Below are 14,950 nucleotides of genomic sequence, written 5' to 3' on the forward strand. Positions count from 1 at the left end.
TTTATACTATTTATTATGTCCTATTAACTCTCTTTTATCTTTTTTTAACATTTTAATTGCAGTTAATAATAAAACATATCCTGTAACTACACAAGCTAATATTACTAACCATGCTGTAGTAAAGACTCCTGTCTTATCTACTATAAGTCCAAAAATAGTAGATCCTCCTGCAAATCCAAAAGCAAAGAATAATTGTATAAATCCAAGCATAACACTTGAATCTTTTTTCCCAAATAAATCAGTTGCCATAAATGCTGGGGCTGACATATATGAAAATACATTTAATCCATATGCAATTGAATATAAATATGCAAGGCCTTTTATATTCATAGCTAATAATAATGCTATTACAGCTGTTGATTGAAGAATCATTGATAATGTCATAGTTTTTAAAGTTCCCAATTTATCAAATAATACTCCTCCACCTACATTACCAAATAAACAAAATACTGCAAATAAAGATCCTAATATTCCTACTACTGCTGATGGTAAATTTAATCCATTTGTAAAATAAGTTGCATATTGTGTACTTAACGCAGATATTGATATCCCTACTATTGCATATCCTATACCAAAAATCCAAAATGCTGGTTTCTTAACATTCTCTGAAACACCCAGTCCTTCAAACTCTTGAATATGTAATTTTTTTAAATCTTCCTCTACTGTATCATCATTTAAATTTATTTCATCTTCTTTTGGTAATCTTATAAATAATAATATAATAGGTAAACTAACTATAGCTGAAACAACACCAAATATTGCATAAGTTATTGATGAACCATAGTGAGATAATAAATGTTCTGTTATTTGTTGTAAAAATACATTTCCTATTGAACCACCGGCAAAAGCTATTCCTAAAGCTTTACCTCTTCCTTTCTTAGGAAACCATTGTTGTATAAGATATGGTACAGCTAATGCAGAAAAGAATATACATCCTATTTGACAAATTGCATTCCAAAAATAAAATTCTGGTAATGTGCTACTTCTACTAAACATAAAGAATCCAAAACTTGAAACCATTGTTCCTGATATGAATATAGTTTTTATTCCTACTTTTCCAAATAACTTACCTAGTATAGGGGATGCTATTGAAGAGGCTAAAGCTCCTATTGTAAATATCAATGAGAATCCTGATAACGTAAATCCAAACTCACTAACTACATGTGGTATAAATAGTGGCTGTATATTTTGTGCTATTCCAAATGGTATTGCCTGTATTACCATACATATAAATACTATAAAATATTTTTTAAAATTATTATGATTTTCTAGTGTAACTTTGTTCATATTTATCCCTCTTTTTCTTCTTTCGTTTTCTTTCAAACTCATTTTATTCTTTTTTTTATTATTTGTTAAATACTTATATTTTATGTTTTATATAATTTAATACTTATATAAAAAGAACAAAATAAAACTTCTATATAAATTCTCTTTATTTCCTAAAAAAAGAGATATACATTGTATTCCTTGTTCCGTCGCATACGCTCCAAGTCACCGTCATACAATGTGTATCTCTTTACAAACTGAAGGAAATTATTAAAACTCCAATTCTTACACTACAAATTTTACTACTCTCATAAAATTATCTACAATTGTTCCATAGATATAATTTCCTAAAAAATAAAAAAATGAATTTATTAACAAGCAATTAACAAATTCACTCAAAAATATATAATTACTAGTTCTACTAATAACTAAATCATTATTTATTTAAATTCCATACAACTATATCTCTAAGGGGATTTGTTTTAGATAGTGCAATTTTAGTCACTTTCCCATTAAATATACTGAAATTTTTATCTAATTCTTGAAATGCTAAAAATAATTCTTCTCTTGTAAGCTTTTTACCAATAGTTGTGTGTGGTATCCATTGAAATGGTAAATAAAATTTACTAATATCTATATCATCTAAGAAGGATAACCCTTCATATATATGCACTGATAAATTATGTAAATACTCATTTAAAATTGGAGTTAAAAAAACAACTGAAGATTTAAATGCCCCTATAGATGCAAAGGTTATTAAGCCTTCTTTTCTATTTTTTATTACTTTGTCTAATACTTCTATAACACGTTCTTCCTTCTTACTTTGAAATGCTGCAATAGTTATATGTGGCGGAACATTATTATCTATCATAAAAGTATTTCCACATTTATCAGCTACCTTATCTATAAATCCCTGTATTTTATTTGTTGATTTATCGTCAAAATATAAAGATACTAAATACATTTTTCCTCCATAAAATTTAAAACTTTAGCTACAATTTTATCTTATTTTTATTAACTTTTCATTCTTTAATTATATAAAATAATTAAGCTTACAATAGGACTATTGATTTTAATTATTTTTATTATTAGGTTCTATTACCTTAATTAATAATTTATAAAGACCCTCACAATATATTTTTTGTATAATATTAAGCTTTACACCTGGAAAATACTCTTTATCAAGCCATCCTTTTTTTATCCAATACTCCTTATCTATAGGGAAAATATTTGTTGCTAATGCTCTTTGAATATTATAAGTATAAATTTCTTTAAAGCTAGGCTCATAACATTTTCCTTTAGACTCTATTAATTTAATAAATTGTACAAGCTCCTTTTCTTCTATAGGTTGATTAAAATTCCTTCCATTTCTAGAGATAGTTCCCCCTAAAAAAGCACCCCATTGAATCATAACTTCTTTAATAGAATTTAAGGTATTTTCTAATCCAGACCCTTGAGTATTAGCAATAATTAGAGTTGGCTTTTTTGCTATTTCACTCCTATGAAACCAACTACAAGTTCTATCTATAAAAGTTTTTAATATTCCACTCATATTATTTAAATAAACTGGAGTTCCTATTACAAGCCCATCACTTTTAATTATCTTTTGCATTATTATATTAGCTTCATCTTTAATAAAACAACTACCCTTTAAAATACATGCTTCACATCCCTTGCAAAAATCTATTTTAAAACTAGATAGACTTATAAGTTCTGTTTCGTAACCTTTATTCTTTAATATATCTTCAATTGAGCATAGTAATTTATAAGTATTTTTCTTTCTATTACTTGAGTTAATTAAAAGTATTTTTTTCATGGCATATCCTCCATTTATTAAAATATATATTAAATCTTTTTTTATTTTATTAACATACCAAAAATGATAGCTAATTTCTCTTTTAATAAAAATAAGTATAGATATCCATTGCTATTGCAATTTTTATCTATACTTATCATTATATAGAATATATACTATTTAATATCACATATATTCTAAATTTATCAAATTATATGCTATATTTTTATAAAAAGCCTATATTAAATAGATAAATCTTCACCATTTGATTCTATAACCTTTTTATACCAGTAGAAACTTCTCTTCTTGCTTCTCTTTAAAGTACCTTTTCCTTCATTATCTTTATCTACATATATAAATCCATAACGCTTTTTCATTTCTCCTGTTGATGCACTAACTATATCAATACATCCCCATGCTGTATAACCAATTAGATTAACTCCATCATAGACAGCTTCTTTCATTTGCTCTATATGTGACTTAATGAACTCAATTCTATAAGTATCATTAATACATCCATCCTCTTCTACCACATCAACTGCACCTAAACCATTCTCAACAATCATAATTGGAATTCTATATCTATCATAAACGTGATTTAATACATATCTTAAACCAACTGGATCAATTTGCCATCCCCAGTCATTGGCCTTTAAATACGGATTTCTAAATCCTCCAAAGACATTTCCTTGAGTTTCATCACCTTCAGGTCTTGTTCCAAATACATGTGATTTATAATAGCTAAATGTATAAAAATCAACACAACCCTTTTTTAATATTTCTTCATCATCTTTATGCATATTAATTTTAATATTATTTTCTTCAAAATAACGTTTTGCAAAAGAAGGATACTCTCCTCTAACTTGTACATCACTGCAAAGCATATTATTCATCTGATCATTTCTTAATGCAAGAACCATATCTTCTGGTCTACATGTACTTGCATATCCACAGCTATAGTTAATCATACAACCAACTTTAAAGTCTGGATTTATTTTATGTGCTAAATCAACTGCTTTAGCACTTGCTACAAACTGATGATGTAATGCTTGAAATCTCATTTGTGTGCTATCAACTTCTGTATTATTAAATCTTCCACTATCATCCACAAGTAAAGCACCTGCTAAATATGCACCAGCTGGAACTAATAAACTATTTATCTCATTAAATGTAATCCAATACTTGACTACATCTTTGTAACGATTAAAGATAGTTTCACAATATCTTATATAGCAATCAATTGCTTCTCTTGATTCCCAACCATTAAACTTTTCAGTTAATGCAAATGGAGCTTCATAATGAGAAATTGTTACTATTGGTTCAATATTGTATTTCTTTAATTCTGCAAATACTTTATCATAAAATTCAAGACCTGCTTCATTAGGAGTTTTATCATCTGCATTAGGGAATATTCTTGACCATGCAATAGACATTCTAAAACATTTAAATCCCATTTCAGAAAATAACTTAATATCTTCTTTATAATGATGATAAAAATCTACTGCTTCATGTGAAGGATAGTATGTACCTTTCTCTAATTCTTTTGTTATACGTCTTGGAATTGTATGAGTACCTCCTGTCATCATATCTGCTGTGCTTGCTTTTTTACCATCTACATTCCAAGCTCCTTCATATTGATTAGCTGCTGTTGCTCCACCCCATAAGAAATTCTTAGGTAATATATTTTTCTTATTCATAAGTAGTTCCCTCCTAAATGATACTTTTTAATCAATTCTAAACTAAATAATAGTCATAAGTCTTTCTCCAAAGCTAATTTGTTTCTTATCTGATACTAATACATCTGTATAATCATTTGAGTTAGTTACAACTATAGGTGTTGCTATTTCATATCCAGCTTCCTTTATTTTATTAATATCAAAGCTAATTAATAAATCACCTGCTTTTACATTATCGCCTGCTTTTACAGATGATTTAAAATATTTTCCCTCTAATTGAACAGTATCCATACCGATATGAATTAAAAGTTCAATTCCATCTTCTGATGTAATTCCAACAGCATGTAATGTAGGAAATATAGCTGAAATCACGCCATTTACAGGAGATGTTAACTTGCCTTCTGATGGAATAATTGCAACTCCTTTTCCCATAATCCCACTTGCAAATGTTTCATCTTTAATTGTAGATAATTCAACAACTTCACCTTTTAAAGGAGATGTTATTACACCTTCTTTGTTTAAACTCTTTACTTCAATTGAATCTGTATTTTCAGTAGATTCTTCATCTTCTATATCTTCAAAACCTAAAATAAATGTTAAAATAAATGTAACTACAAAACCAATTACACATCCAATAACTGCATGTAATAAATTATGTGGATTTTCTGTTATAAAGGCAGGTAATGTTGCAAGTCCAGTAACTCCCATAGCAGATCTTGCTACACCAAATGCCCCAACGTATATTCCTCCTGCAAGACCACCTAGTACAACAGCAAGTAAAGGTTTCTTTAATCTTAGGTTAACACCAAACATAGCTGGCTCTGTAACTCCAAGAATAGCTGTCATACTAGTAGAAGTAGCAACTTGTTTTAAATCTTTATTCTTTGTTTTTAAAGCTACTGCTAATGCTGCAGCACTTTGAGTAAAGCTATGAACTAACATTCCTGGCCCTACAATTCCTTCTACTCCTGTAGTTGTATAAGCAGTAATAGCAATTGGTCCTAAACTATAATGCATTCCTGTCATAATAAGGAATGGAAATGTTGCTCCCATAATACCTGAAACTAACCATCCAGCATATGTATTAATAGATGATACAGCAATTGCAAGATAATTACCAATAATAGTCCCTAAAGGTCCAATAACTATTAATGTAATAGGTGCCATAATAAGCATAATAATTAAAGGTTTTAAAATAGATTTAACTACACTTGGTGAATATTTTTCTGCAAACTTTTCAACATATGACATTACCCATACAGCCATAATTATAGGAATTACAGATGATGTATAAGTTGCTTTAGTAATTGGAAGTCCTAAAAACTTTACACTATTACCGTCAGCCATTAATGCTGAAAAATTCGGATGTAATAAAACACCAGCTAAAGCAATTGCTAATCCTACATTACATTTAAACTTAACAGCTGAACTCCATGCAAGTAACATTGGTAAAAAGTAATACGCTGAATCGCTTATAAAAGTTAAAATACTATAAATTTGACTATCTGGTTGAATCATATTAGCTGATTTTAATATAACAAGTACGGCTTTTATCATTGCACAACCAATCATTGCCGGTAAAATTGGTGTAAATACTCCTGAAAGTGTATCTAATATAGTAGCAACTTTACCTTTTTTTACCGAATTAGTTGAACTACCAGTTTTAAAATTTCCTAGTTTAATAATTTCCTTATAAACATTATTTACATCATTTCCAATAATAACCTGATATTGCCCTCCACTGTTAGAAACTCCCATGACACCTTTAACTTTCTTAATAGCCTCAGTATCTGCATTTCCATCATTTTTTAGATTAAAACGTAATCTCGTTGCACAATGAGTAACGTGATCAACATTTTTTTCTCCACCAACAAGCTCTAATATGCTAGCTGCAATTTTTCCATAATTCATGGTATTACCTCCAAAACTTATTTTATTTTTTATATAAAAAGACCTAGAGTCTAGCAAATACATAGCTATATAAACTATATATTTGCTAAACTCTAGGTCTTGCCTGCCCAATCAGTAACAATCCTAGTTATCTCAATTATTCTATTTTTTCATTTTTTCTTCCATCACAACTCTTCTAATATGAACTGTTAAATATACTAATTCCTCTTCTGTTAGTTCTTTTTTGTAATCATGATTGACTAAATCTCTAATTTTTAAGCTACATTCATATTCATCTTTATATTTATCTCTTATAATATCTTGAAACTCTACATCATTAGTTTCAATAATTTTATTACTAAACAATCTGTAAGAAAAAAACTTCAAATGCGTAATAAATCTCATATAATTTAAGGATTCTTCATTAAAGTTTATTTTGTAATTATACCTAACTAAATTCAGAACTTTTTGGATTAACTGGGTCATTTCCATTACCTCTTCCATTTCCGAACCTAATTCTGCATTTACAATATGTAAGGCAATTGATGCTGCTTCATCTTCTGGTAAATCTACATTAAACTCTCTATTAATTGTCTCTAAACCCTTTAATGCAATTTTGAATTCAGATGGATAAAACTTTTTAACTTCCCATAATAAAGCATTTTTAAAGTTTAACCCATTTAAAAATCTCGATACCGCAAAATTAATATGATCAGTTAATGTAATATAAATATTTTCATTAAGGTCTTTTCCTAATGTTTCTTTAGCCTCTTTAATAATACTATCAGATACTGCCATATATTCTGCTGGTATTTGAGCAAGCAGTGCATATAACTTTCCAGCAACATTTTTAGATTTTAAGAAAAATTCTTTTTCTATTTTTTCTTTGTCTACCTCGTCCCCTTTTTTCTTTTGAAAACCTATTCCACTACCTAAAAGCATTACTTCTTGTCGCCTAACATTTATTGCACAAATTACATTATTATTGATGATTCGCGTAATCTTCATTTTATCTCCTTTTCTTACTATATACATTATTGGACATAAAAAAAGACATTAATTAACGCAAAAAATTATATTTGCATTAATTAAGGTCTTGCCTGCTTCCCAGTAACAATCCTACTAAAAATCATTATTAATTTATATAACTATGATATCTTTTACAATATCATTTGTCAATATATAATTTAAAAATACTATAAAAAAGTGTTAAAGTATTATATCTAGGTTAGCCTTACATCTCCAAGCCACCTTGCTATGATATTTTAACACTTACAAACTGAAGGAAGGAAATTATTAAAACTTCACTTCTTATACTATAAGTTTAGCTTCTCTCTAAATTACTTTATACATATTCAAATTTTTCTTGTGGCTCACACCACTTATTTCTTCCTAAGTGCATTAAATATGCAAGTATTGAAAAAATAACATATCCAATTGCAAAAGGAGATTTTATATAAAATCCTAATTCTGCACTGTGTATAAAGCCAAAACATGATAATAATGATGCTACTAGTGATGTTATAGCTACTTTATCTAATCTATTGTCAATTATAAACACTGTTACAGTTCCTAGTATAAGACCTATAATTATAGCTCCTGATTTTACTTCTGCAAGACCTCTCCACATTACACCATTATCTATTAAATATTGAGATACATCTGCTGAATATCCAACTACCCCTGATTCAAGTGTTTCTGTCCATTTATCTGCTAAACCAACTGCTCCTGTGATTTGTGTAAATAAATAATCTGCTACTGGTGGTATCATTGCAACTACAATTGCTGCATAATGTTTCACCTTAACGTCTTTAAATGATTGACAAACCATTACTGTTGAACACCAAAGATAAGTTATTGCTGCAATTGCTGGTGGTACTAAATTACTAAAGAATGTAAATAATCCAAATACTCCTGCAATTCCTAATAATAATCCTCCAACCCATGAATATCCTATTCCTACCCCTGACTTCTTAAGACCTCCATGACCTAGCCAAACTGTATTTGGAACAACTCCTCCAAAACAAGCTGAAATCATTGTACAAATACCATCTGCAAACTGAGTTATTCTAACATTATAATTATCTCCTGCTGCATTTGCTGCTTCAACATTATCCATAGTTTCAATAAAATTATATATTTCAATTGGAATAATAATAGTTAAATATGGTACGACAACTACAAATCCATTTATCAATGCTTGTATAGATGTAACTGGATTTGGCATATAAAAACCTACTCCTGAAAAATCTATATGTGTTCTTCCTAAAGCTAAAGAATATACAATTCCTCCTATAATGGCTAATACTAATGGTGGGAATTTTCTTTTAAATAAATATCCTCCAAATACACCTACCATAGCTACTAAAAGAATTGGTAAGCCTATAATAGGATCACTAAATACATCAAAAACACCTTGAGTTGCCATCCAAATGAATCCTATTCCTGCAACAGTGCCTAAAAGTGCTGCTCTTGGAATCCTCTTTTTCATCCAAGGGCCTATAAAACCACCTAAAAATTCAACAAATCCTCCAATAAAACATGCTGCTACTGCTGCTGACCAAGTTAATTCTGGATCACCTAATGCATAATGTAGTGGCATAATAACCCCATATAAAATAACAAACATTGCTGGAGTAGATACTCCTGATGGTAATGCTGTTACATCTGATCTACCTTCTTTTTTACCAAGTCTATATCCCATATATGAATAAAAGAATCCACTTACTAAAAGTCCTATAGACATAGCTGGAATAACTCTTCCATAAACAATTTCATCAGGCCAAGCTAATACTCCTGATAAAGTAGCTATTACAATTAAATAATTTACAATATTATTTGTAAGTGTATAAGTTAATCCACCTAAATCCTCTGCTTTGAAGAAAGGAATTTTTAAAGTAGTTTTCATCATTATAAAATACCTCTTTTCTCATTATTTTGCTTCAATATCAATAAATTTAAATTGTGTTACATCAAATAGTCCCATATCTGTTAACTTAATTTCTGGTATAACTGCTAGCGACATAAAGCAAAGAGTCATAACTGGTTCTACTTCTTTACTTACAAATAAAACATTATGAGCAACTTCATGTATATTTTTAAGCTTTTTATCTATCCATTCTCCAGTTTTATTACTCATAAGACCTGCAATTTCCATAGGCATGCTTTCAATTATCTCTCTATTATTTACAACAATTATTCCGCCACCTTGCTTAATTAACTCTTCTACTGCATAAGCCATATCTTCATCATTAACACCAACAACTATAATATTATGAGAATCGTGAGCTATTGATAATGCTATAGCGCCTTCCTTTATTCCATAACCTTCAAGTAAGGCAACAGCAACATTTCCTGTATTTTGATGACGCTCAACAACTGCTACCTTAACTACATCTTCATTTGAATTATAAATAAATTCATTATTTTCATTTGTACTTACATTTACTATATTCTTTTTAGTAACAACTCCACCTGGAAGAACTTTTATTGTATGAGCTTTTTCCGAATTAATTTTTAATTTTAACTTGTCAATTGAAAAATCTTTAACATGAAAACTTCTCTTAGTATCTGATATATCATATTTAGCTATTGGTAGTTTATATTCTCCACCTTCAGCTACTTCTTTTCCATTAATAAATACATTATCTACATTAAAATCTTTTAAATTATCAAATAACACAATATCAGCTCTAAGTCCTGGTGCAATTCCTCCTCTATCTTCTAATCCATAACATTCTGCTGCATTTAATGTAGCCATTTGAATTGCTATAATTGGATCTATATTTTCTTCAACACACATTCTTAAACTATTATCTAAATGTCCATCATTTAATATAGTTTTGGGTTGCATATCATCTGCACAAAGAAGACATCTCTTACTATTGTAAGGAGTAACTCCTTTTGCTAGAGTTCTTAAATTATGACAGGCAGAGCCTTGACGAAGCATTACATACATGCCTCTTGATATTCTGTCATGCATATCCTCTATAGTTTCACATTCATGATCCGTCTTAATTCTTGCTGCTGCATAAGCATTTAAATTTTTTCCTTTTAATCCTGGACTATGACCATCAATAACCTTTCCTGTGTTTTTAGCAATAATTAATTTATCTAAAACATCATCATGTCCTAATGTGACTCCTGGAAAATTCATAAATTCCCCTAATCCCTGAATTTTATCACTAGACATGATTTCTTCCATATCTTTTGCATCAATTTTCGCACCTGAGTGTTCAAAAGGAGTAGCCGGAACACATGATGGCAACATCATTCTTATATCTAATGCTGTTCCTTCTGCTGCATTTAGCATATAATCAATTCCCTTAAAACCACAAACATTAGCAACTTCATGAGGATCTGCTATTATTGTTGTAGTACCATGAGGAACAACTAATCTGCCTAGTTCCTCTGGACTAACATAAGATGATTCTATATGGATATGTGCATCAATAAATCCTGGTGCTGCGTATTTTCCTTGTGCATCTATAACTTTTACACCTTCATAATTTCCAATTCCTGCTATAATATTATCAGAAAGTGCAATATCCCCATCTACAATAATTCCATTATAAACATCAACAATCTTACAATTTTTAATTACTAAATCTGCTAAAACTCTACCAGCTGCTATATCAATTAACTTTTTAAATTTATTTTTTTCCATTTCAATTCACCCTCTATACTACTTATTTTCGATAAGTTCTAAAATTGGATCAAAGGTATCTAATGCTATACAATCAACTGGTCCAACATCTGTAATTGCATAGTCTGGAATTGCTGTAATTGGTAAAAAGAACATGTACATTAGTGGTTCTGGTAAATCACATCCTAATTTATTTGCTGCTTTGTTTACTCTTTTTTCCCACTCTGATATAACTTCTGCTTCTAAATCACTTGCTATTCCTCCAACAGGTAATGGTAAAAATTCTAAAACTTTTCCATCACATACTACAACTTGTCCACCACCATTTTCTATTAAGTGATTAACAGCTATAGACATATCTTCTGCTGATGCCCCCATAACTATTAAATTATTATCATCTGGTGCTGCCGTTGAAGCCATTGCTCCTTTTTTAAGCTTCCATCCTGAACAAAACGCTAAAGATTTATTTCCATTTCTTCCAAATCTCTCTAAAACAGAAACCATTACTGCATCTTGCTCTGTATCTGGAAGTACTATTCCCTCTTTAATTTCTAATACTACATCTCTTCTCTTTCTAACAAATGGACCTTTAACATCCATGGAAAGAACTTTAGCTTTTCCATTTTTAATATTTACTTTGTATTCAAAATCTTCTTTAGTTGTTTTTTTACATTTCAATTCTCCTGTTAAAACAGAACTTCTTTTTGGCGCCTTTAATTCGTAAGTTAATTTTCCATTTTTAGCAACTAACTTACCATTAGTTATTACTGTATCTACTTTAAATTCTTCTATACTATCTACTAATAAAATGTCTGCTATCCTTCCTGGTGAAATTGAACCTATTAAGTGATCTATTCTATAGGCTTCCGCACTATTAATTGTAGCCATTTGAATTGCATTCATTGGATCTACACCTTCTTTAATTGCTAAACGTACAACATTATCTAAATGACCTTTCTCTAAAATATCAGAAGCAGTTACATCATCTGTACAAAAGCTTACTCTTCTTGCTAAATAAGGATTAACTTCTGTTACAGCTCTTATATTTTCCTTTAAAAAATGAGTAACTGATGATTCACGGATAAGCATATGCATTCCTTTTCTCATTTTTTCAACTACTTCTTCATGATCATAACTTTCATGATCTAATCTTATCCCTGCACAAAGGTAACCATTTAATTCTTTTCCTCTTGCCATTGGTGCACATCCAAATACAGGTAATCTATTTTTAGCTGCTACTTCTATTGCTCCTAAAGTATTTTCATCTTCTTCAGTCACATACTCTCTAACTGTTTCCCATACGCCAAAGCATTCTGGCCACTTTTGAACTTCTTCATGAATTTCTTTTGTAAAATTAAATGCAACTGTTGATTCTGGAAAAGTGTATGGTGTTTTATACGGTGCTCCCCAAAAAACTTTTAATGGGCTTTGTTTTATTTCCTCAAAAACTTCTTTTAAACCTTCTAATCCTGAAACGGAAATATATTCATCAAGACCTGAAATCATACTAGTTGTTCCACAAGGAACTACTGCTTTTGCATAACTTGTAATTGAAAGTTTACTACATTCACTATGGATGTGACCATCAATAAGACCTGGTACTAAATATTTTCCTGTTGCATCAATTATTTCAGTATTTTCATCTATATATTCTGATACATCTCCAACTGCCACTATTGTATCTTCATATATTGAAACATCTGCCTTATAAATTTCGGCTGTCATTACATTTACAAGATTACCATTTAGTATCACTGTTTGAGCTGGTATAATACCTCTTCCAGCACGGATAAGTTGTTTTAGATTTGTCATTGTTTGTTTCATATTTTTCCTCCAATAAATAAAGTTTTAGATACCCCGGCTATTAAAGCGATCCAGGTTTCCCGTCCTGCAGTTTGTATCTAGACGAATTTAATGGACTGTTAATAATATTTTCGTTTTGTATATCACGATTATTATTTTAATTTTAATATAAATTGTTCGTGTTATTTTGATAATATCATATATTTTTTTATAATACAAGTATTTATAAATATTTTTAGTAAATATTCTGTATATTCTAAAAACCCAATAATACTTTATTTTTAGCTAGTAACTTACTTATAAAATTCTAACTATATATCTAAAAATAAAAAAGTGTTAAAATATCATATCCAGGTTCCGTCGCAAGCTCCAAGTCACCTTGCTATGATATTTTAACACTTCAAAACTGAAGGAAAGAAATTATTAAAGCTCTAATTCTTACACTACGAATTTTGCTACTCTCATAAAACTATCTACAATTTGTGCATAGATATAATTTCATAAAGAATAAAAAAGAGATAAACATTATATTCCTTGCTCCGTCGCATACGCTCCAAGGCAATCTCATACAATGTTTATCTCTTTGCAAACTGAAGGAAGGAAAGTATAAAGAGTTAATAATAAGGCATAACTTTTTATTAATATTTACTATACAAGTATCTGTGAATTCTCCATCCTCAACATCACTTGCTATTACATCCTTCACCGGTTGAAATTTATCTCCTATAGTTATAGAACTTAGTAATATTTCTTATAATATTAGTAATAATTCTAAAGATAAGGTTATTAAAATAATTAGTTTTTATTTTAGAACTAAAATTTATAATAGCTATTAAAATAGCTATATTTTTATTGATAATAGTTTAAATATATTTATCATTTATTTCTTATAACCTTTAACAATTTATCTATATATATCTTATCCATTTGCACATATTCTGAACCATTTTCACTTGATTCCTTTTTAGCTCCACTACTCATAATATATTTATCTATATCAACATATTCTTGCCAAGTATCATAATCATATTTATCAGAAGGCTGAGTCATAGATGGGTAAGCTAATTTAATTATTTTACCATCTTTTAATTGAATATTATAAAAAAATTCTCCCTTACTTCTTCCCCTAAGAATAAATCCAGTATTTACATACGATACATCACTAAAGCTATATCTAGTGCCTTTTAAGTTATAAAAGCTATAATCATAAATACCATCTTCTGTAACTACCACTACGTTAGTTAATACTAAGTATAAAAGAGGAATAATTATTAATATAGTGACTACATTAATCTTTAAGAATTTGAATAACCTCTTTTTCATAAAAGAATCTTTTTCTTTTCTTGAAAATAGCAGGCTAACCCTAATAGCTACTATTATAAGTATTACAAATAATAAATATGAATATGGAGATTTTATAAGATAAGTTATATACTCTCCTTTTATAAATATTTTTTCTTGTATAAATGAGATTCCCATATAAAAAGCTATAAATGCTATTACTATTACTGCTATCAATAGGATATAAAATATAAATGATACTATATGACTTAACACTTCTAATGCTATATTATATTTCTTATTGTACACTTTTAAATAATTTCTAACATTAAATAATACTAAAGCAATTCCAATAATAACAAAAACTATGTTTAGTACTATATCTTCATAATTTTTATCGTATATATTTATGCATAGCCAAAGTATTGGTCCTAAAGCTATAAGTATAGATGAGAATAATCCATATTTAATATATTTTTCCTCTTTCATTTTTTCTCCTTAAACTTATATTTTAAATTTATTTAAATAAAATGTTTTAAATAAGAATGAAAATTGTTTTATTTTTCAATAAAATTAGTTAATATTGTATATAAT

General features: G+C 28.8%; 10 protein-coding genes. All 10 read right to left on the reverse strand.

All coding sequences use genetic code 11. The annotated features are described in order from the left end of the window. Positions 1-6: 6 nt before the first annotated feature. Positions 7-1,371, reverse strand: a complete 1,365-nt coding sequence (locus H9660_RS09575) for a conjugated bile salt MFS transporter (RefSeq protein WP_341479587.1) — start codon at positions 1,369-1,371, stop codon at positions 7-9. A gap of 331 nt (positions 1,372-1,702) precedes the next feature. Further along, entirely contained in the window at positions 1,703-2,230 is a 528-nt protein-coding gene (locus tag H9660_RS09580; protein ID WP_191750159.1) for a 2'-5' RNA ligase family protein, read from the reverse strand. Positions 2,231-2,338: 108 nt separating this feature from the next. Continuing rightward, entirely contained in the window at positions 2,339-3,082 is a 744-nt protein-coding gene (locus tag H9660_RS09585) for a flavodoxin family protein (protein ID WP_191750160.1), read from the reverse strand. A 221-nt stretch (positions 3,083-3,303) separates the two neighbouring features. Continuing rightward, complete coding sequence (locus H9660_RS09590) at positions 3,304-4,758, reverse strand: glycoside hydrolase family 1 protein (RefSeq protein WP_191750161.1); 1,455 nt, start codon at positions 4,756-4,758, stop codon at positions 3,304-3,306. Between the two features lie 42 nt (positions 4,759-4,800). Next, positions 4,801-6,648, reverse strand: coding sequence for a beta-glucoside-specific PTS transporter subunit IIABC (locus H9660_RS09595; protein ID WP_191750162.1), 1,848 nt, complete (start codon positions 6,646-6,648; stop codon positions 4,801-4,803). Between the two features lie 141 nt (positions 6,649-6,789). Continuing rightward, entirely contained in the window at positions 6,790-7,635 is an 846-nt protein-coding gene (licT, locus tag H9660_RS09600; protein WP_191750163.1) for a BglG family transcription antiterminator LicT, read from the reverse strand. Positions 7,636-7,972: 337 nt separating this feature from the next. Continuing rightward, on the reverse strand, positions 7,973-9,538 hold the full coding sequence (locus H9660_RS09605) for a xanthine/uracil/vitamin C permease (RefSeq protein WP_191750164.1): 1,566 nt from the start codon (positions 9,536-9,538) through the stop codon (positions 7,973-7,975). 21 nt (positions 9,539-9,559) lie between these two features. Next, the gene (gene ade, locus H9660_RS09610) at positions 9,560-11,293 is read right to left on the reverse strand and encodes an adenine deaminase (protein ID WP_191750165.1); all 1,734 of its coding nucleotides are present in this window, start codon (positions 11,291-11,293) and stop codon (positions 9,560-9,562) included. 18 nt (positions 11,294-11,311) lie between these two features. Beyond that, positions 11,312-13,096 (reverse strand): adenine deaminase, encoded by a 1,785-nt coding sequence (locus H9660_RS09615; RefSeq protein WP_191750166.1) that lies wholly within the window; start codon positions 13,094-13,096, stop codon positions 11,312-11,314. Between the two features lie 855 nt (positions 13,097-13,951). Continuing rightward, positions 13,952-14,845: a hypothetical protein gene (locus H9660_RS09620; RefSeq protein WP_191750167.1), complete on the reverse strand. Its 894-nt coding sequence runs from the start codon at positions 14,843-14,845 to the stop codon at positions 13,952-13,954. Between the last annotated feature and the right edge of the window lie 105 nt (positions 14,846-14,950).

This window comes from Clostridium gallinarum, assembly GCF_014836325.1.
Classification (GTDB): domain Bacteria; phylum Bacillota; class Clostridia; order Clostridiales; family Clostridiaceae; genus Clostridium; species Clostridium gallinarum.

Coding starts and splice junctions, on each gene's coding strand:
- H9660_RS09615 (WP_191750166.1), bottom strand. CDS start 13,096: ATGAAACAAACAATGACAAATCTAAAACAACTTATCCGTGCTGGAAGA.
- H9660_RS09590 (WP_191750161.1), bottom strand. CDS start 4,758: ATGAATAAGAAAAATATATTACCTAAGAATTTCTTATGGGGTGGAGCA.
- H9660_RS09620 (WP_191750167.1), bottom strand. CDS start 14,845: ATGAAAGAGGAAAAATATATTAAATATGGATTATTCTCATCTATACTT.
- H9660_RS09595 (WP_191750162.1), bottom strand. CDS start 6,648: ATGAATTATGGAAAAATTGCAGCTAGCATATTAGAGCTTGTTGGTGGA.
- licT (WP_191750163.1), bottom strand. CDS start 7,635: ATGAAGATTACGCGAATCATCAATAATAATGTAATTTGTGCAATAAAT.
- H9660_RS09585 (WP_191750160.1), bottom strand. CDS start 3,082: ATGAAAAAAATACTTTTAATTAACTCAAGTAATAGAAAGAAAAATACT.
- ade (WP_191750165.1), bottom strand. CDS start 11,293: ATGGAAAAAAATAAATTTAAAAAGTTAATTGATATAGCAGCTGGTAGA.
- H9660_RS09605 (WP_191750164.1), bottom strand. CDS start 9,538: ATGATGAAAACTACTTTAAAAATTCCTTTCTTCAAAGCAGAGGATTTA.
- H9660_RS09580 (WP_191750159.1), bottom strand. CDS start 2,230: ATGTATTTAGTATCTTTATATTTTGACGATAAATCAACAAATAAAATA.